At 61.4% G+C, this 18,200-nt stretch carries 17 protein-coding genes; 11 read left to right on the top strand and 6 right to left on the bottom strand.

The window, feature by feature from the left end; genetic code table 11:
• Positions 1-184 precede the first annotated feature (184 nt).
• The 5 genes from sucD to recA all read right to left on the bottom strand — a co-directional run bounded on the left by sucD (position 185) and on the right by recA (position 5,103).
• Positions 185-1,066, bottom strand: coding sequence for a succinate--CoA ligase subunit alpha (gene sucD, locus ACQ4WN_RS06735; RefSeq protein ID WP_034746085.1), 882 nt, complete (start codon positions 1,064-1,066; stop codon positions 185-187).
• Between the two features lie 13 nt (positions 1,067-1,079).
• Positions 1,080-2,249: an ADP-forming succinate--CoA ligase subunit beta gene (sucC, locus tag ACQ4WN_RS06730; RefSeq protein ID WP_436550812.1), complete on the bottom strand. Its 1,170-nt coding sequence runs from the start codon at positions 2,247-2,249 to the stop codon at positions 1,080-1,082.
• 76 nt (positions 2,250-2,325) lie between these two features.
• Positions 2,326-2,886, bottom strand: a complete 561-nt coding sequence (locus ACQ4WN_RS06725) for a DUF2889 domain-containing protein (protein WP_436550871.1) — start codon at positions 2,884-2,886, stop codon at positions 2,326-2,328.
• Positions 2,887-3,408: 522 nt separating this feature from the next.
• Positions 3,409-3,864 (bottom strand): recombination regulator RecX, encoded by a 456-nt coding sequence (gene recX / locus ACQ4WN_RS06720; protein WP_436550811.1) that lies wholly within the window; start codon positions 3,862-3,864, stop codon positions 3,409-3,411.
• A 135-nt stretch (positions 3,865-3,999) separates the two neighbouring features.
• Positions 4,000-5,103, bottom strand: a complete 1,104-nt coding sequence (gene recA, locus ACQ4WN_RS06715; RefSeq protein ID WP_099376371.1) for a recombinase RecA — start codon at positions 5,101-5,103, stop codon at positions 4,000-4,002.
• Positions 5,104-5,344: 241 nt separating this feature from the next.
• Between recA and ACQ4WN_RS06710 the strand changes: the two genes are divergently transcribed.
• The 5 genes from ACQ4WN_RS06710 (at position 5,345) to ACQ4WN_RS06690 (ending at position 11,304) form a co-directional block, all read left to right on the top strand.
• Positions 5,345-6,079, top strand: coding sequence for a response regulator (locus ACQ4WN_RS06710; protein WP_436550810.1), 735 nt, complete (start codon positions 5,345-5,347; stop codon positions 6,077-6,079).
• The gene (locus tag ACQ4WN_RS06705) at positions 6,076-7,608 is read left to right on the top strand and encodes a sensor histidine kinase (RefSeq protein WP_436550809.1); all 1,533 of its coding nucleotides are present in this window, start codon (positions 6,076-6,078) and stop codon (positions 7,606-7,608) included. Before ACQ4WN_RS06710 ends, ACQ4WN_RS06705 begins: the two co-directional genes overlap by 4 nt.
• Positions 7,601-7,915, top strand: coding sequence for a DUF4212 domain-containing protein (locus ACQ4WN_RS06700; protein ID WP_436550808.1), 315 nt, complete (start codon positions 7,601-7,603; stop codon positions 7,913-7,915). Before ACQ4WN_RS06705 ends, ACQ4WN_RS06700 begins: the two co-directional genes overlap by 8 nt.
• Complete coding sequence (locus ACQ4WN_RS06695) at positions 7,912-9,960, top strand: sodium:solute symporter family protein (RefSeq protein WP_436550807.1); 2,049 nt, start codon at positions 7,912-7,914, stop codon at positions 9,958-9,960. Before ACQ4WN_RS06700 ends, ACQ4WN_RS06695 begins: the two co-directional genes overlap by 4 nt.
• Before the next feature lie 117 nt (positions 9,961-10,077).
• Positions 10,078-11,304: a 6-phosphofructokinase gene (locus tag ACQ4WN_RS06690; protein WP_436550806.1), complete on the top strand. Its 1,227-nt coding sequence runs from the start codon at positions 10,078-10,080 to the stop codon at positions 11,302-11,304.
• A 333-nt stretch (positions 11,305-11,637) separates the two neighbouring features.
• Here the strand turns inward: ACQ4WN_RS06690 and purM are convergent, their stop codons facing one another.
• Positions 11,638-12,681, bottom strand: coding sequence for a phosphoribosylformylglycinamidine cyclo-ligase (gene purM / locus ACQ4WN_RS06685; RefSeq protein ID WP_096238012.1), 1,044 nt, complete (start codon positions 12,679-12,681; stop codon positions 11,638-11,640).
• Between the two features lie 188 nt (positions 12,682-12,869).
• Here purM and ACQ4WN_RS06680 point away from each other — a divergent pair, with 188 nt between their 5' ends.
• From ACQ4WN_RS06680 to panB, 6 genes are all read left to right on the top strand, one after another.
• Positions 12,870-13,952 (top strand): AI-2E family transporter, encoded by a 1,083-nt coding sequence (locus ACQ4WN_RS06680; RefSeq protein WP_436550805.1) that lies wholly within the window; start codon positions 12,870-12,872, stop codon positions 13,950-13,952.
• Between the two features lie 76 nt (positions 13,953-14,028).
• A complete protein-coding gene (gene hda / locus ACQ4WN_RS06675; RefSeq protein WP_034788687.1) occupies positions 14,029-14,697 on the top strand; it encodes a DnaA regulatory inactivator Hda in 669 nt (222 codons plus the stop codon).
• Positions 14,697-15,368, top strand: a complete 672-nt coding sequence (locus tag ACQ4WN_RS06670) for a histidinol-phosphatase (RefSeq protein ID WP_436550870.1) — start codon at positions 14,697-14,699, stop codon at positions 15,366-15,368. The genes hda and ACQ4WN_RS06670 overlap by 1 nt, the downstream gene beginning before the upstream one ends.
• Entirely contained in the window at positions 15,361-16,737 is a 1,377-nt protein-coding gene (gene pcnB / locus ACQ4WN_RS06665) for a polynucleotide adenylyltransferase PcnB (protein ID WP_436550804.1), read from the top strand. Before ACQ4WN_RS06670 ends, pcnB begins: the two co-directional genes overlap by 8 nt.
• Positions 16,737-17,213 (top strand): 2-amino-4-hydroxy-6-hydroxymethyldihydropteridine diphosphokinase, encoded by a 477-nt coding sequence (gene folK, locus ACQ4WN_RS06660; protein WP_436550803.1) that lies wholly within the window; start codon positions 16,737-16,739, stop codon positions 17,211-17,213. Before pcnB ends, folK begins: the two co-directional genes overlap by 1 nt.
• A gap of 108 nt (positions 17,214-17,321) precedes the next feature.
• Positions 17,322-18,197, top strand: coding sequence for a 3-methyl-2-oxobutanoate hydroxymethyltransferase (gene panB / locus ACQ4WN_RS06655; protein ID WP_436550802.1), 876 nt, complete (start codon positions 17,322-17,324; stop codon positions 18,195-18,197).
• Positions 18,198-18,200: the final 3 nt, after the last annotated feature.

Here is an 18,200-nt window from a genome sequence, read left to right as displayed (position 1 = left end):
CCGTGCACGGTGCAAGCGCCATGCCAGCAGCGCGCCCGGGCAGCGGCGGTACACGTGGAAAGAAAAGTGACACATTTGGGCAGGTTCGGACCAGCGCCGTCGGCCCAGGCCGGGAAGCGGCCTGTCTTGCGGACAAAAAAAAGGAGCCGAAGCTCCTTTTTGTACTGCGTGAACCTGGCTGGAATTACAGCATGGCTTTCAGCAGACGCGCCATTTCCGACGGGTTTTTGGTCACGGTGATGCCGCAAGCTTCCATGATTTCCAGCTTGGCTTGTGCCGTATCGGCACCGCCCGAGATCAGCGCGCCGGCGTGGCCCATGCGCTTGCCTGGAGGAGCGGTCACGCCAGCGATGAAGCCAACGACCGGTTTTTTCATGTTGTCTTTGATCCAATACGCAGCATTGGCTTCGTCCGGACCGCCGATTTCGCCGATCATGATGACCGCGTCGGTATCTGGATCATCATTGAACATCTTCATGATGTCGATGTGCTTCAGACCGTTGATCGGGTCGCCGCCGATGCCGACTGCCGACGATTGGCCCAGGCCCAGTGCGGTCAGCTGACCCACTGCTTCATAGGTCAGAGTGCCCGAACGCGAAACCACGCCGATACGGCCCTTCTTGTGGATGTGACCTGGCATGATGCCGATCTTGATTTCGTCTGGCGTGATCAAGCCTGGGCAGTTAGGGCCCAGCAGCAAGGTTTTGCTGTTGGCTTTAGCCATGCGATCTTTCAAGGCCATCATGTCACGCACAGGAATGCCTTCGGTGATGCAAATGGCCAGATCCATTTCAGCTTCAACAGCTTCCCAGATCGCCGCTGCCGCGCCTGCTGGCGGCACGTAAATCACGGACACGTTGGCGCCGGTTTCTTTTTTCGCTTCGGTGACGTTAGCGAAAATAGGAATGCCTTCGAAGTCTTCGCCGGCTTTCTTCGGGTTCACGCCTGCCACGAAGGCAGCTTTGCCGTTCGCGTAGTCGCGGCAACCGCGGGTGTGGAACTGGCCGGTCTTGCCGGTGATCCCTTGGGTTACGACTTTGGTATCTTTATTGATCAGAATGGACATGTTGATTCCTTAATTAAGCTTGACCGGCAGCAGCGGCAACGACGCTCTTGGCTGCATCTTCCATGGTGTCGGCTGCGATGATAGGCAGACCGGAATCGGCCAGCATCTTCTTGCCCAGGTCTTCGTTGGTGCCCTTCATGCGCACGACCAGCGGTACGTTCAGCGAGACAGCTTTCACCGCGGCGATAACGCCTTCAGCGATCACGTCGCAACGCATGATGCCGCCGAAAATGTTCACCAGGATGGCTTTCAAGCCTGGGTTTTTCAGCATGATCTTGAACGCTTCGGTCACTTTTTCTGCCGTGGCACCGCCGCCGACGTCCAGGAAGTTGGCTGGCTCGCCGCCGAACAGCTTGATGGTGTCCATGGTGGCCATGGCCAGGCCGGCGCCGTTCACCAGGCAACCGATGTTGCCGTCGAGCGAAATGTAAGCCAGGTCGAATTTCGACGCTTCGATTTCAGCTGGATCTTCTTCGTCCAGATCGCGCAGGGCGACGATTTCCGGATGGCGGAACAGGGCGTTCGGGTCAAAGTTGAACTTGGCGTCCAGTGCGATGACTTTGCCGCTGCCGGTAACGATCAGCGGATTGATTTCGGCCAGCGAGCAGTCGGTTTCCCAGTACGCTTTGTACAGGCCTTGCAGGTTGACGCGGGCGTCGGCGATGGAACCGGCAGGCACGCCGATTTTGGTCGCGATGTCGTCTGCCTGGGCATCGGTCAGGCCAACACCTGGATCGATGGTGACGTGGTGGATCTTCTCTGGGTGGCTCTCGGCCACTTCTTCAATGTCCATGCCGCCTTCGGACGAAGCCATCAGGACGATTTTCTGGGTGACGCGATCGGTGACCAGCGAAACGTACAGTTCTTGTTTGATGTCGGCGCCTTCTTCCACCAGCAGGCGGTTGACTTTTTGGCCTTCGGCGCTGGTCTGATGCGTGATCAGCTGCATGCCCATGATCTGGTCGGCGTATTCCTTGACCTGTTCGATCGATTTCGCCACTTTCACGCCGCCGCCCTTGCCGCGGCCACCTGCGTGGATCTGCGCCTTGACGACCCATACCGGACCGCCCAGGGTTTCCGCAGCCTTGACGGCTTCGTCGACGGACATGCACGGAATACCGCGTGGTACCGTCACTCCATACTGCCGGAGGATTTCTTTGGCTTGATACTCATGGATTTTCATGCTGGCTTCCCTTCTGATACTGATTTGTAAAAATACGGTTAGTGGTGCAAAAAAAACAGGAAAAACAGCGCCGGGGTCACGCTTTGGCTACCCAGCGCGGGTAATACTGTGTAACCGCCCCGCCATCGGTGCGCAGGGCGTGGCATTTGTCGAGTTGAAACGGCTTTTCATGCGGCAAATCAGCATTCTCACCGTCGCGGGTCGACCAGACATCGCCGGCAAATGCCTGAACCGTCGCAGTCGGCAAGACTTGCGCCAATTCGGTCAAATGGGTACAGCCGGCGATTCCCGCCAGGCGCTGTTTCAAGTCGCGGCGGAAATTCTTCAATAAATTCAGACCGATCAGCGCGCTGTAAGCGGGGCCGATGGTATCGCAAAAACCGGGATAGGGTACGGAATCGGAGGCAGCTTCGGCCTCGACGATGGTCAGTTCGCGATCGACGGTAATGCGTAAGTGGAGGTCATGCAGGGGAGTGCCGGCGGGACGGGGGCCGGAGGCCAGCATCGCGTCATGGCTTTTGATATCGGTGATACGGGCGTCAATATCCCACAGGCCGTCGTCGCGCATATACGCTTGGACGTCGATAACGCGGGAGTGCCGTAGGGCGCGCCGGGATACGGGAGTTGACAGGGGCATAAGACCGATGCCGCTTGCGCGGCCATAATTTAGTAAGCAGCCATGTGCATAAAGCACGCCGTTCGCAGCTTCTACGAACAGCAACCGCACCTGCGGCGCCGCAAAAACCCTAAAAGTGTAGCACATTGGGCGCTGGTTGCGCCGCAACATAATTTTTCATTGCTTCGATAAAAACATTTCAAAGTATAAAAAATGCACATGGAAATTGATGCTGTTATCACTCACGGTGATGATAGATATGGCCGACACGTGCCGCGAAATACCGCAACTGACCGCGCCTGCCCGGCAGACGGCAGCACAGGCAGGCCCGGCGCCACGCAGCGCAACAATATGCCATCCAGGGACAAACGGCTGACAAGGAAAGTGAACTTACCAGTAAAACAATGATCCGCAGCGAGGCTGGCTTGCAGGCAAGGCACAGGGCAGCCATCAACTGTTGCAGAAGGAACACAGCGGAGCCACGGTGGGCAAGCCCGCGCGCAGGTCTGACCTTTGGCCAGCGGGACGTACCTTGGCGCGTGTCTAGTCGTCCTCGGGCTCCAGGCCTTTCAAGGCCACCTGCACGGCGCGCTGCGAAAAGCCCCGCTGCATCAGGAAGCGCACCTGCTTGTTGCGCTGTTCGGCATCCTGCGCCACTTCACCGAATTTGCGACGCCACACTTCGCAGGCGCGCGCGGTCTCGCCTTCGGCCAGGCCCGCCTTGAGTTCCTGCAGCGCTTCACCGCCTATGCCATGGCTTTGCAATTCCGCCATGATGCGGCTATTGCCGAAACGGGCCGAGCGGCGGTGAATCAGCGATTCGGAAAAGCGCTCCTGCGACAGCCAGTTGGCTTGCTCCAGGCTGTCGAGCAAGGCTTCCACGTCGTCACCTTCCTGCGCATGGCGCTGCAGCTTGCGCCGCAATTCCATCCGGCTGTGTTCGCGCATCGACAGAAAGCGTAGCGCCCTGCCCTTCAGGCTTAGTTGTACTGCAGCCATACACCCACCTTGTCTTTCATTCCACGATCACAGCACCCAAACACAATCGCCGCCCGGCGCAACAGCGCGGGACGGCGATCATGGTCACACCTTGCCAGACACCATCCGCAAGCGCGAATGATGGCTGACGGCAGCTTACTCGGCAGCCTTGGCTTCCGCCTTGGCAGCCTTGTCGGCGGCTTTATCCGCTTTTTCCGGCTTTTCAGCAGCCAGCGGTGGCAATTCGCGCACGCCCAGCGAAGCGCGGACCTTGTTTTCGATCTCGCGTGCCAGCGCCGGACGCTCTTGCAGGAAGGCACGGGCATTGTCCTTGCCCTGGCCGATGCGTTCGCCGTTGTAGCTGTACCACGAACCGGATTTTTCCACGATCTTGGCATCCGAGCCCAGATCCAGGATTTCGCCTTCGCGCGAGGTGCCGGCGCCGTACAGGATGTCGAAGTGCGCTTCCTTGAACGGTGGCGCGATCTTGTTCTTGACGACCTTGACTTTGGTTTCGTTGCCGATCACTTCATCGCCGGACTTGATCGAGCCGGTGCGGCGGATATCCAGGCGCACGGAGGCGTAGAATTTCAGCGCATTGCCGCCCGTGGTCGTTTCCGGGCTGCCGAACATCACGCCGATCTTCATGCGGATCTGGTTGATGAAGATGACCAGGGTATTCGTGCGGTTGATGGAACCGGTCAATTTACGCAAGGCTTGCGACATCAAACGCGCTTGCAAACCTGGCAGGGAATCGCCCATGTCGCCTTCGATCTCGGCGCGTGGCGTCAGTGCGGCCACGGAGTCGATGACCACCAGGTCGACGCTGCCCGAACGCACGAGGGCGTCACAGATTTCCAGCGCCTGCTCGCCCGTGTCCGGTTGCGAGATCAGCAATTCGTGCAGGTTCACGCCCAGCTTTTGCGCGTAACCGACGTCGAGCGCATGCTCAGCATCGATAAAGGCGCAAGTACCGCCCAGTTTTTGCATTTCAGCAATGGTTTGCAGGGTCAGCGTGGTTTTACCCGACGATTCCGGACCGTAGATTTCCACCACGCGGCCGCGCGGCAAACCGCCCACGCCCAGCGCGATATCGAGGCCGAGCGAACCGGTCGACACGACTTGCACTTCTTCGATCGCCGCGCTGGCATCCATGCGCATGACCGAACCTTTGCCAAACTGCTTCTCGATCTGCGCCAGTGCAGCGGCGAGCGCCTTGGCTTTTTCCGATGCGGGTACTACAGCTTTTTTATCGTCCATATGTTCTTTCAGCCGTTCTACAGTTGCAGATCCATTTGAATCCTGCAGCCTGCGATAGCGCCAGTGGGTTAAATTCTTTACACAGACAGTACTGTATAAAAAAACAGTGATCAATGCAAGCGGAACGTGGATTTGTTTTGAAACTGATCAATACAACCCTGGTTTTTCACAAAAACTCGCTACCTTGCGGAAAATGAAACACAATACAAGCTTCTACCGCCGCAAGCATAGGAAGTGCACCATGCGTATTTTACTTGCCGAAGATGACAGCGTGCTGGCCGATGGCCTGACCCGCTCGCTGCGCCAGTCCGGTTATGCGATCGACTACGTCAAGACCGGCCAGGAGGCCGATACGGCCCTGTCCACCCAGGAGTTCGACCTGCTGATCCTCGACCTGGGCCTGCCCAAGATGTCTGGCCTGGAGGTGCTGCGCCGCCTGCGCGCGCGCGCCTCGCTGCTGCCGGTGCTGATCCTGACGGCCGCCGATTCCATCGAACAACGCGTGAATGGCCTCGACCTGGGTGCCGATGATTATATGGCCAAGCCGTTCGCGCTGTCGGAACTGGAGGCAAGAGTGCGCGCCCTGACCCGCCGCGGCGCCGGCGGCGGCGCCACCGTCATCAAGCACGGCCCGCTCAGCTACGACCAGGTGGGGCGCAGCGCCTACATCAACGACCAGATGCTCGACCTGTCGGCGCGCGAACTGGGCTTGCTGGAAATCCTGCTGGGCCGCACCGGCCGCCTTGTCTCGAAAGAGCAGCTGGTCGACCACCTGTGCGAATGGGGCGAAGAAGTGTCGAACAACGCCATCGAAGTGTATGTGCATCGACTGCGCAAGAAGATCGAGGTGGGCGGCGTGCGCATCGCCACCGTACGCGGCCTCGGCTATTGCCTGGAAAAATACTCGGAAGCGGCGCGCCTGAACGCCGAAGCGGGCGAGTCGGCAGGCCCGGCCAGCGGACCCGCCACCAAGTGAAGGCGCGCGAGGTGCCGGCGGACGAGGCGGACGACGACGACTGGTTCGAGCCGCCCACCACGGAGCAGGATGACACCATCGAGCATTCGCTGTTTGGCGAAATCCTCGACTGGATGCTGGCGCCCTTGCTGCTGCTGTGGCCGATGAGCATCGCCATCACCTATCTGGTGGCCAAGGGCATCGCCAATCAACCGTTCGACCATGCGCTGGAAGACAGCGTGACGGTGCTGACGCAGCAGGTCAAGCAGGCCGACGGCGCGATGCTGCGCCGCGTGCCGGACAAGAACAGCAGCGGCCGCGACTTCCTGCGCGGCGACGATGTCGACACCCTGTATTACCTGGTGGTGGGCGGGCACGGCGAATACTTGGATGGCGACCGCGACTTGCCGCCGCCGCAAGACCCCGACAAATACCGCAGCGGCATGGTGCTGTTTCGCAACGACACCATCCACGGCACGCCCGTGCGCGTGGCGTTCAGCTATCTCGACATGCCGTCCAGCACCGACGACGAACCGCGCCGCACGCTGGTGCAAGTGGCCGAGACGCTGGAAAAGCGCGCCCAGCTGGCCAATGAAATCATCAAGGGCGTGATCTTGCCGCAGTTCATCATCCTGCCCGTGATCCTGGCCCTGGTCTGGTTTGCCCTGGCGCGCGGCCTGTCGCCGTTGGCGCAATTGCAGGAACGCATACGCGCGCGGCCGCCCGACGATCTCTCCCCCATCGAATCGGGCCAGGTGCCCGAGGAAATCACGCCACTGGTCGGCTCGCTCAACGAAATGCTGGCGCGACTATCTCTGTCGATCGACATGCAGAAACGCTTCATCGCCGATGCCGCGCACCAGATGAAGACACCGCTGGCCGGCATGCGCATGCAATCCGAGCTGGCCCTGCGCCAGACCGACCACGACGAAATTCACCGCTCGCTGCTGCAGCTGGCGAAAAGTTCGGAAGCGGCCACGCGCCTGGTGAACCAGCTGCTGGCCCTGGCGCGCGCAGAAAACCAGCCGCAAGCGGGCACGACGTTCGAACCGATCGAGCTGAGCGAACTGGCGCGTGGCGTGGTGCAGGACTGGGTGCAAGCCTCGTTTGCCCAGCATATCGACCTGGGCTTCGAACAGCCAGCGTATTCGATCATGATTTCCGGCAATGCCATGATGCTGCGTGAACTGCTGAGTAATCTGATCGACAATGCCCTGCGTTACACGCCGGCCGGCGGCAGCGTCACGGTGCGCGTGCGCAGCACCCTGGAACTGGCCATCCTGGAGGTGGAAGATACGGGCCCCGGCATCCCGCAGGCCGAGCGGGCCCACGTGTTCGAACGCTTTTACCGCATTCTCGGCAGCAACGTCGACGGCAGCGGCCTGGGCCTGGCCATCGTGCGCGAAATTGCTCAACAGCATGGCGCCGAAGTCGATATTTTTAACAATCCGCGCGCGCAGTCGCCGAAACTGCCAGGCACCCTGTTGCGCCTGAGCATTGCCCTGCTGTTGCCGGACGCGCCCGAAGAGGATGAGATCACGTATGGATAAGCCCAGCCTTCCCGCAGCGCCGCTGCGGCCGGCGCGCACGCCCAGCCCCGAGCTGCAGGCGCGCCTCGATGTGCACTGGCACAAGACGCGGCGCCTGACGGCCATCCTGCTGCTGATCTGGCTGCTGACGGGCTTTCTGACCGTGTTTTATGCGCGCGAACTGTTGCACCTGAACCTGTTCGGCTGGCCGCTGCCCTTCTATATGGCGGCCCAGGGCGCTTCGCTGGTGTACCTGGCCATCATCGCCTTCTATGCCTGGCGCATGCGGCGCCTGGACCGGGATTTTCATGCCGCGGAGCAAACATGAGCGGTCAGCGCAGCTTCTTTGCGCGGCTGTGCCGCTACTACCTGCTGTTTACCGCCGGTTTCGCCGCCTTCCTGCTGGCCCTGTCGGTGCTGGAACAGGAAGGCATGCCGCGCGCCTGGATCGGCTACCTGTTCATGCTGGTCACCATCACCCTGTACGCCACCATCGGCGTCATCAGCCGCACCTCGAATGTCACCGAATACTATGTGGCAGGGCGCCGGGTGCCGGCCATGTTCAACGGCATGGCCACGGCAGCCGACTGGATTTCGGCCGCCAGCTTCATCAGCCTGGCCGGCGGCCTGTACCTGAACGGCTTCGACGGCCTGGCTTTCATCATGGGCTGGACGGGCGGCTATTGCCTGGTGGCGCTATTGATCGCCCCCTACCTGCGCAAGTTCAGCCAGTACACGATTCCCGACTTCCTCGCCGCCCGCTACGGCAGCGGCACCGACAAGCGCGGCGCCAGCGTGCGCGTGGTAGCCGTGGCCGCCACCATCATCGTATCGTTTACGTATGTGGTGGCGCAGATCTACGCCGTCGGCCTGATCGCCTCGCGCTTTACGGGCGTGGATTTTTCCGTCGGCATCTTCCTGGGCCTGGCCAGCATCCTCGTCTGCTCCTTTCTTGGCGGCATGCGCGCCATCACCTGGACGCAGGTGGCGCAGTACATCATCATCCTGGTCGCCTTCCTGATTCCCGCCATGTGGCTGTCGGTCAAGCATGCGGACAATCCCGTGCCGCAAATCGCCTACGGCAAGGTGTTGCCGCAACTGAGCGCGCGCGAACACGTGCTGGAAACGGATCCGAAAGAAAACGAAGTGCGCACCATCTTCCGCCAGCGCGCGCAAAGCTACCAGGCGCGCATCGACGGTTTGCCCGGTTCCTGGGAGCAAGGCCGCCAGGCGGCCCAGCGCCAGCTTGATAGTTTGCGCCAGCGCAATACCTCGCTGTTCGATATCCGCAACGCAGAGCGCTACCTGATTGCCTATCCGAAAAGCCCGGACGAGGCACGCGTGCTGTGGCAGGCGGCGCAGGTGCAGAATCAGAAACGCGCCGAACCCATCATTCCGCACGCGCAGCCGTTTCCCGCCGCCGACCGCGAGCAGTCCGACATCAAGCGCAACAATTTCCTGGCCATCGTGTTTTGCATGATGCTGGGCACAGCCGCCCTGCCGCATATCCTCATGCGATCGTATACCACGCCCTCCGTGCATGAAACGCGCGTGTCCGTCTTCTGGGCCCTGTTTTTCATCTTGTTGATCTATCTCACGATTCCTGCGCTGGCCGTGCTGGTCAAGTACGATATTTACTCGGCACTGGTAGGCACGCAATACACGAACCTGCCCACCTGGGTATCGTACTGGGCCAATGTGGACAAACTCAGTCCCCTGATCAGCATCGTCGACGTCAACCGCGACGGCATCGTGCAACTGGCGGAAATTTCCATCGACGCCGACGTGCTGGTGCTGGCCACGCCCGAGATCGCCGGCCTGCCCTATGTGATTTCCGGCCTGGTGGCGGCCGGCGGCCTTGCCGCTGCCCTGTCGACGGCGGACGGCTTGCTGCTGGCCATTTCAAATGCTCTGTCGCACGACATCTATTACAAGGTGGTCGATCCCAGCGCCTCGACGCAAAAGCGCGTGACAATTTCAAAATTGCTGTTGCTGGCCGTGGCCTTCATCGCCGCCTATGCGGCCTCGCAAAAGCCGGCGGACATTTTATCGCTGGTAGGCGTGGCGTTTTCCCTGGCCGCCTCGACCCTGTTCCCGCCGCTGGCGCTGGGCGTCTTCTGGCAACGCGCCAATTACCAGGGGGCGCTGGCCGGCATGCTGACGGGCTTTGGCGTGTGCCTGTATTACATGCTGCACACCAGCACCATGCTGGGCGGCAATGCCAGCGGTCAATGGTTTCATATCGCGCCCATTTCTGCGGGCATTTTCGGCGTTCCGGCCGGCCTGGCCGCCGCCATCCTGGTCAGCTGGCTGACGCCGGCGCCGGGACGGCGCAGCATGGGACTGGTGGAACATATCCGCGCCCCGGAGTAACAGCGCATACTGGCCTGTGATGACGTGGAGAAATTCCACGACAGAACTATCGGAAAAGTCAGCGCCCCGGCTAAAAAGGAGTAGGCTGGAGGGCCGTTCCATTTACAAGGAAATCCCATGCCGTCTGGAAAAATTCTTGTTGCCCAGGGAGGCGGCCCTACCGCCGTCATCAACCAGTCGCTGGTGGGCGTGGTGCTCGAATCGCGGCGTTTTCAGCATGTCACGCGCGTGTATGGCGCGCTGCATGGCGTGCGCGGCATCGTCAATGAAGAATTCGTCGATCTGACGCAGGAAACCAGCCACAACCTGGAACTGGTGGCCGCCACGCCCTCGTCGGCCCTCGGCTCCACGCGCGACAAGCCGGACATCGCCTACTGCCATCAAATCTTCGAAGTGCTGCGCGCGCACGAAATCGAACATTTCTTTTATATCGGCGGCAATGACTCGTCCGACACGGTGCGCATCGTCAGCGAGGAAGCGCACAAGGCCGGCTATCCGCTGCGCTGCATCCACATCCCGAAAACCATCGACAACGACCTGGTGGGCAGCGACCACACGCCCGGCTTTCCCTCCGCCGCGCGCTTCGTCGCGCAAGCGTTCGCCGGGGCCAACCTCGACAATGCAGCCTTGCCCGGCGTCTACGTGGGCGTGGTGATGGGTCGCCACGCGGGCTTCTTGACGGCCGCCTCGGCGCTGGGCAAGAAGTTCCCCGATGATGGCCCGCACCTGATCTACCTGCCCGAAAGAATCTTCGTGCTGGAGCAATTCCTGGCCGATGTGAAAGCCACGTATGAAAAATACGGCCGCTGCGTGATCGCCGTCTCGGAAGGCATCCACGATGCCTCGGGCGAGCCCATCGCCAGCCTGCTGGCCAAACAGGTGGGCAATGAGGTGGAACGCGATGCGCACGGCAATGTGCAATTGTCCGGTACGGGCGCGCTGGCCGACCTGCTGTGCGACGAAATCAAGGCCAAACTGGGCATCAAGCGCGTGCGCGGCGATACCTTCGGCTATCTGCAGCGCTCCTTCATCGGCTGCGTCTCTGATGTAGATCAACGCGAAGCGCGAGAAGTGGGAGAAAAGGCGGTGCAGTTCGCCATGTGGGGCGACCGCGACGGCTCGGTTGCCATCAAGCGCACGGGCTTTTATTCCGTCGATTATGAATTGCTGCCCCTGACGGAAGTGGCGGGCAAGACGCGCACCATGGAAGATGAATTCATCAGCGCCAGCGGCACGGACGTCACCGATGCTTTCAGGTTATATCTGCGCCCGCTGCTGGGCTCAGGCATGCCCGATGCCTTCCGCCTGCGCGCAGCCAAGGTGGCGAAGGTGCTGAAACCCTAGTTGCTCTCCGCCAGCAATAGCGGCCGCAGCTTGATGGCCGCTTATATTAACTGCGGCACGCGCTGCAGGCCACGGCCTCGGCGGCAAATGAGGCGGCGCCGTGCTGATGACGCATGAATATGCCACGCAAAAGAGCGCGACTTCTATGCCAGCCTGCCGCAAGTTGGCCTGTGCCTCGCGGCACGCAAGCGCTGATGGGCGTGAGGGTTTTTTGGCCGCCTGTCGGACCGCATCGGCCGCAGCCAGGTGTTTTTCTGGGGTGCATAGATCAATCCGGGCGTAAAAAAAGGCAGGCCTCTCGCGAGTGCCTGCCTCTTCTATTCAAACTACAGCTTAGATGACGATCGTTTGATGCTCATCGCCCACGCGCGCGCGGATGGTGCCGATGCGCGAGACGCTTTCGCCGGCCGCTTGCAACTGGGCGATGGCGGCGTCCGCGTTTTCCTGCGAGACGATGACGGTCATGCCGATGCCGCAGTTGAAGACGCGGTGCATCTCGGCGTCAGCCACGCCGCCGTGCTGTTGCAGCCACGTGAACAGCGGTGGCATGGTCCATGCCTTCGAGTCCAGCTCGGCCACCAGGCCAGGCTGCAGCACGCGTGGAATGTTTTCCACCAGGCCACCACCGGTGATGTGCACCATGCCTTTGACTTCCATGGCGTCCATCAGTGCCAGCAATGGCTTGACGTAGATGCGCGTCGGCTGCATCAGCACGTCGGCCAGCTTGCGGCCGTGGAAGTCGCCTTCCAGGTCCGGCTTGGCCACTTCGATGATCTTGCGCACCAGCGAGTAACCGTTCGAGTGCACGCCCGACGAGGCCAGGCCCAGCACCACGTCGCCTGGAGCGATCTTGGTGCCGTCGATGATTTTCGATTTTTCCACGGCGCCGACGGCAAAACCTGCCAGGTCGTATTCGCCGGCCGGGTACATGCTCGGCATTTCTGCCGTTTCGCCGCCGATCAGCGCGCAGCCCGCCTGTTCGCAACCCTGGGCAATGCCCTTGATGACGTCGGTGGCGATGGCCACGTCCAGCTTGCCGCAAGCGAAGTAGTCGAGGAAGAACAGCGGTTCCGCGCCTTGCACCAGGATGTCGTTGACGCTCATGGCGACCAGGTCGATGCCGACCGTGTCATGGCGGTTCAGTTCGAACGCCAGGCGCAATTTGGTGCCCACGCCGTCGGTACCCGAGACCAGCACCGGCTCCTTGTACTTCTTGCTGATTTCAAACATGGCGCCAAAACCGCCCAGGCCGCCCATCACGCCTTCGCGCAGGGTGCGCTTGGCAAACGGCTTGATTGCTTCGACTAAAGCGTCACCTGCGTCGATATCGACGCCAGCGTCACGGTAGGAAAGGGAAACATTAGAAGTCTGGTTCATGGTGTGGTGGCAGCGGAGGCGGTAAAATAGAAGGCGGATACCCGCCGGCACGCGCGCGCAAGCATGTTTTTCAACATCGTGCGGCAGGGCGCCAGCGGGTGAATTCGGTCGATCAAGTCGCTATTTTATCAAACTGCCCCGCAATTTCGTAATTAACTGCCTTTTTTTAACGCAACAGCACAAACTACATGCCATTCGCCATCACCGCAGAACAGAAGCAAACAGCATTTTGGATCGCGGTCTGGCTGGCATTCTTGCTGCTGCTCGTCAGCCTGGGCCCCATCCTGACGCCCTTCCTGGCCGCCGCCATCCTCGCCTACGTGCTCAATCCCGGCGTGGACCGATTGCAACGCCTGCACTACAAGCGCTTTTACTTGCCACGGCCGCTGGCCGTGCTGGTCGTCGTGGTGTTGTTTTTCCTCGCCATTACGGCACTGGTGCTGATCGTCGTGCCAGTATTGCAAAAAGAAATCCCCCTGCTGCAGGCGCAGATCCCGCAGTTTCTCAGCAAGGCCAACGAGCTGCTGGCGCCGAAACTGCGCGACCTGGGTATCCGCGTGCGCCTGGACGGCACGGGCATCAAACGCATGCTGAGCCAGCAGATGGCCACCAGCGGCGATGAAATCTGGAGCACCGTGCTGGCCTCGGCGCGCATCGGCGGCACGGCCGTGCTGGGCTGGCTGGCCACCGTGGTGCTGATTCCCGTCGTGTTGTTCTACCTATTGCTGGACTGGCATCCGATGCTGGCGCGCATCGCCGGTGCCGTACCGCGCCGCTGGGTGGGCCGTACGGTGGGCATGGCGCAGGAAGTCGATACCCTGCTGGCGCAATACCTGCGCGGCCAGTTGCTCGTCATGCTGGTGCTGGCCACGTATTACTCGGTGGCGCTGGCCATCGCCGGTTTTGAAGTAGCATTGCCTGTGGGTATCATTACGGGCTTGCTGGTGTTCATCCCCTACCTGGGCTTCGGCCTGGGGCTGATGCTGGCGCTGATCGCCGCCCTGCTGCAATTTGCCGACTGGAGCGGCGTGATCGCCGTCGCCGTCATTTACGGTTGCGGGCAGGTCATCGAGGGCTTTTTCCTCACGCCGCGCCTGGTGGGCGAGCGCATCGGTTTGAACCCGCTGGCCGTCATCTTCGCCTTATTGGCTTTCGGACAATTGTTTGGTTTCGTCGGCGTTTTGCTCGCTTTACCCGCTTCTGCCGTCCTGATGGTCGCTTTTAAGCATCTAAGACGCCACTACCTCTCCAGCAGCTTCTATAATACCTAGTAAAAGCGGATATCATATCAACCTAGCAATACCACGATGCACATGCAGTAATGAAAAACAGGACAAGGCGTACGCCATGAAACAACTGGTGCTCGATTTAGGCACAGACCAGGCGCACAGCCTCGATACCTTCGAGGTGGGACAGAATGCCGAAGTGGCGCAGCTGATGCGCCAGTTCGCCGCGCGTACCTCGCGCGAACATTTTGCCTACCTGTGGGGCGAACTGGCCGCCGGCAAGAGCCATCTGCTCAAGGCCCTGGCCAGCACCGAGCGCGCGCGCTATATTTCGCCGTTCTCGATCGAGTCCGAATTCGTGTATTCGCCTGACGTGGATTTGTACCTGCTCGACGATTGCGAAAAACTCTCGCCGTTGGCGCAGATCGATGCCTTTGCCCTGTTCAATGAAATCCGCGCCAACAAAGCCTATATGGTGTGCAGCGGCGCCGTGCCGCCGGCCGTGTTGCCCGTGCGCGAAGACTTGCGCACGCGCATGGGCTGGGGCTTGATTTACCAGATCCACGGTTTGACCGACGATGAAAAAATCGCTGCCCTGACCCAGGCGGCCACCACCCGCGGCTTGACCTTGTCGCCGGGCGTGTTACCCTATCTGCTGTCCCATTTCCGGCGCGACATGCGTTCGCTGTCGACGATGCTGGACTCTCTCGACCTCTACTCCCTGGAAACCCAACGCCCGATCACCTTGCCATTGTTGCGCGAGTTGCTGCAGGCGGAAGCGAAAGAATGATGAATCTGGCCCTGTTTGACCTCGACCACACCCTGCTGCCCATCGACTCGGATCACGAGTGGGGCGAATTCCTGGTACGCATCGGTGCCGTGGACGCCGCCGAATTCACCCGCCGCAACGACGAATTTTTCGCCCAGTACCAGGCCGGCACGCTCGATCCGGTGGAATACCTGGAATTCTCGCTCGGCACGCTGGCACAATTCCCGCGCGAACGCCTGGAAGCGCTGCACCGGCAATTCATGGCCGAAGTGGTCATGCCGGCGATCCGCCCGGAAGTCGTGGCCTTGCTCAAGCAGCACCAGGACGCGGGCGATTTGCTGGCCATCGTCACGGCCACCAACCATTTCATCACCAAGCCCATCGCCGATGCGCTGGGTGTCGAGCACCTGCTGGCCGCCATGCCCGAATACGACGCCGAAGGCAATGTCACTGGCAAGCTGCTGGGCATGCCGACCCTGGGCGCGGGCAAGCTGACCCACACCCACGCCTGGCTGGAAAAGATGGGCAAGGAACTGGGGCAGTTCGAGCGCAGCTACTTTTACAGCGATTCACACAACGACATTCCCTTGCTGTCGGTCGTTACCCACCCTGTCGCGACCAATCCCAACACCGCTTTGAGCGCACACGCATCCCTCCACGGCTGGCCATCACTCCACTTATTCAATGATTAAAAAATTCATCCGCAAGATCCTCGGCGTTAAAAAAGAGGCAGCGCGCGACACCACGGCACCCATCGTGCTCGGTCCTGCGCAACACGGAATCGACCCAAAACTGGTGTCGTCGAATGCCATCCGCGTCACCAGCAGCCTACAGGAAGCGGGCTTCGAAGCCTTTGTCGTCGGCGGCGCCGTGCGCGACCTGCTGCTGGGCGTGAAGCCGAAAGACTTCGATATCGCCACCAACGCCACGCCGGAACAGGTCAAGCGATTGTTCCGCCGCGCCTTCATCATCGGCAAGCGCTTCCAGATCGTGCACGTGATGTTCGGCCAGGATTTGCTGGAAGTGACGACCTTCCGCGGCGCCGGTGCCGACTCGGCGCCCAAAGATGAACATGGCCGCGTCCTGCGCGACAACACCTTCGGGCTGCAGCACGAAGATGCGCTGCGCCGCGACTTCACCATCAACGCCATGTACTACAACCCGGCCACGCAGGAAGTGCTGGACTACCATGGCGGCGTGGAAGACATCCGCGCCAAGACCTTGCGCATGATCGGCAAGCCGGAAGAGCGCTACCGCGAAGACCCCGTGCGCATGCTGCGCGTGGTGCGCTTCGCCGCCAAGCTGAAATTCACCATCGAGCCGCATACGGCCGCGCCGATTCCCATCATGGCACCGCTGATCAACAACGTGCCGGCGCCGCGCGTGTTCGATGAGATGCTAAAACTCCTGATGAGCGGCCACGCGCTGGCCTGCCTGCAGCAGCTGCGCAAGGAAGGCTTGCATCACGGCTTGCTGCCGCTACTTGACGTAGTGCTGGAGCAGCCACTGGGCGCGAAATTCGTCACCCTGGCGCTGGACGCCACCGATCAACGCATCGCCGCCGGCAAGACCGTCTCGCCGGGCTTTCTGTTTGCCTCGCTGCTGTGGCACCAGGTGCTGGAAAAATGGACGGCCTACCGCGCCGCTGGCGAGTCGACCATCCCCGCGCTGCACCTGGCGGCCGACGACGTGCTCGATTCGCAGACGGAAAAACTGGCCCTGCAGCGCAAGATCGGCTCCGACATGCGCGACATCTGGTCGATGCAGCCGCGCTTCGAGCGCCGCGTTGGCAAGGCGCCGCACAAATTGCTGGAACACCTGCGCTTCCGCGCCGGCTACGACTTCCTGCTGCTGCGCTGCGCCTCGGGCGAGATCGACATGGACATCGGCGAATGGTGGACCGCCTTTTATGAGGGCGACGAAGAAACGCGCGAAGCGCTGCTGGTCAGCGCGAATGCCGCACCGGGCGCCGTCAAGAAGAAGCGCCCGCCACGCCGCAGCACGCGCAGCAAGACCGGCACCGGCGGCGGCTCGACCACCGGCAGCAGCAGCGACGAATAATGGTCGTCATTGCTTACATCGGTATCGGTGCCAACCTGGGCGACGCGCGGGCAAATGTACAGGATGCGATTGCGCGCCTGGCGCGCCTGCCCGGCGCATCCCTCGTGGACGCCTCGGCCAGCTACCGCACGGCGCCCATCGATTCCAGCGGTGACGACTACATCAACGCCGTGGCGCGCATCACGACCACCCTACCGGCAGAGGAACTGCTGCAGGCCCTGCACGCCATCGAGGCGGCGCATGGACGCGAACGGCCTTACCGCAACGCCCCGCGCACCCTGGACCTGGACTTGCTGCTGTACGGCGATGAACAGATCGCCAGCGCCAGCCTGACGGTGCCGCATCCACGCATCACCGAGCGCGCTTTCGTGCTGGTGCCGCTACTCGAACTGGCGCCCGCCGTCGTCGTGCCCGGCCTCGGGCCGGCGCAGGACTACCTGGCAAGCGTCGCTGACCAGGCCATCATCCAGCTCTGACGGCCACGCGGCATTGCTCTACAATGCCGCCCCTGCACGCCGCCATATAAAGTACTACACTAGCGGCGTCGCAATAGCATCACCCCCCTTTCACTCTAGAGAATACCTATGTCCGCTTATTTGCAAGGAACAGATCTGGCCGCAAAAGACAAGGCCGCCACACCGGCGCCGGCGCCATCCAAGCCTGTCGCCAACAAGGCCGTGACCATCCACACCCTGGCCACGCTGCGCGCCGCCCGCGAAAAGATCACCATGCTGACCTGCTATGACGCCAGCTTCGCGTCCCTGATGGACCGCTGCGGCGTGGAAATCCTGCTGATCGGCGATTCGCTCGGCATGGTCTGCAACGGCCACAACTCCACCCTGCCCGTCACCGTGGCCGAACTGGCCTATCACACGGCTTCCGTAGCGCGCGGCGCCAAGTCGGCCATGATCATGTCGGACTTGCCGTTCGGCGCGTATGGCACGCCCGAAACGGCCTACGCCAACGCCGTCATCCTGATGCAGGCTGGCGCGCACATGATCAAGATCGAAGGCGGCGCCTGGCTGGCCGAGACCGTCCGTTTCCTCACGGAGCGCGGCATTCCCATCTGCGCCCACATCGGCCTGACGCCGCAATCGGTGCACCAGCTGGGCGGCTACAAAGTGCAGGGCAAGAGCACGGAAAGCGCGGCGGAACTGAAGAACGACGCTCTGGTGCTGCAAAACGCCGGCGCCGCCATCGTGCTGATGGAAGCCATGCCGTCGCAGCTGGGCAAGGAAGTGACCGACATGCTGACGATACCCACCATCGGCATCGGCGCCGGTCCCGACTGCTCGGGCCAGGTACTCGTCATGCACGACATGCTGGGCGTCTTCCCAGGCCGCAAGGCGCGCTTCGTGCGCAACTTCATGGAAGGCGCGGCCAGCATCGACGACGCCGTCACCGGCTATGTGAATGCCGTCAAGGATGGCAGCTTCCCGGCGCTGGAACACTGCTTCTGATCT

Source organism: Janthinobacterium pasteuri (assembly GCF_051380775.1).
In the GTDB taxonomy this organism is placed as follows: domain Bacteria; phylum Pseudomonadota; class Gammaproteobacteria; order Burkholderiales; family Burkholderiaceae_D; genus Janthinobacterium.
Note: the sequence above shows the minus strand (reverse complement) of the source record. Positions and strands in the feature narration are given on the sequence as shown.

Excerpts from the sequence above, each read along its gene's own strand:
- sucD (WP_034746085.1), bottom strand. The coding sequence starts at position 1,066 with ATGTCCATTCTGATCAATAAAGATACCAAAGTCGTAACCCAAGGGATC.
- ACQ4WN_RS06690 (WP_436550806.1), top strand. The coding sequence starts at position 10,078 with ATGCCGTCTGGAAAAATTCTTGTTGCCCAGGGAGGCGGCCCTACCGCC.
- sucC (WP_436550812.1), bottom strand. The coding sequence starts at position 2,249 with ATGAAAATCCATGAGTATCAAGCCAAAGAAATCCTCCGGCAGTATGGA.
- ACQ4WN_RS06710 (WP_436550810.1), top strand. The coding sequence starts at position 5,345 with ATGCGTATTTTACTTGCCGAAGATGACAGCGTGCTGGCCGATGGCCTG.
- ACQ4WN_RS06670 (WP_436550870.1), top strand. The coding sequence starts at position 14,697 with ATGAATCTGGCCCTGTTTGACCTCGACCACACCCTGCTGCCCATCGAC.
- ACQ4WN_RS06680 (WP_436550805.1), top strand. The coding sequence starts at position 12,870 with ATGCCATTCGCCATCACCGCAGAACAGAAGCAAACAGCATTTTGGATC.
- panB (WP_436550802.1), top strand. The coding sequence starts at position 17,322 with ATGTCCGCTTATTTGCAAGGAACAGATCTGGCCGCAAAAGACAAGGCC.
- folK (WP_436550803.1), top strand. The coding sequence starts at position 16,737 with ATGGTCGTCATTGCTTACATCGGTATCGGTGCCAACCTGGGCGACGCG.
- hda (WP_034788687.1), top strand. The coding sequence starts at position 14,029 with ATGAAACAACTGGTGCTCGATTTAGGCACAGACCAGGCGCACAGCCTC.
- pcnB (WP_436550804.1), top strand. The coding sequence starts at position 15,361 with ATGATTAAAAAATTCATCCGCAAGATCCTCGGCGTTAAAAAAGAGGCA.
- recX (WP_436550811.1), bottom strand. The coding sequence starts at position 3,864 with ATGGCTGCAGTACAACTAAGCCTGAAGGGCAGGGCGCTACGCTTTCTG.
- ACQ4WN_RS06725 (WP_436550871.1), bottom strand. The coding sequence starts at position 2,886 with ATGCCCCTGTCAACTCCCGTATCCCGGCGCGCCCTACGGCACTCCCGC.
- purM (WP_096238012.1), bottom strand. The coding sequence starts at position 12,681 with ATGAACCAGACTTCTAATGTTTCCCTTTCCTACCGTGACGCTGGCGTC.
- ACQ4WN_RS06695 (WP_436550807.1), top strand. The coding sequence starts at position 7,912 with ATGAGCGGTCAGCGCAGCTTCTTTGCGCGGCTGTGCCGCTACTACCTG.
- recA (WP_099376371.1), bottom strand. The coding sequence starts at position 5,103 with ATGGACGATAAAAAAGCTGTAGTACCCGCATCGGAAAAAGCCAAGGCG.
- ACQ4WN_RS06700 (WP_436550808.1), top strand. The coding sequence starts at position 7,601 with ATGGATAAGCCCAGCCTTCCCGCAGCGCCGCTGCGGCCGGCGCGCACG.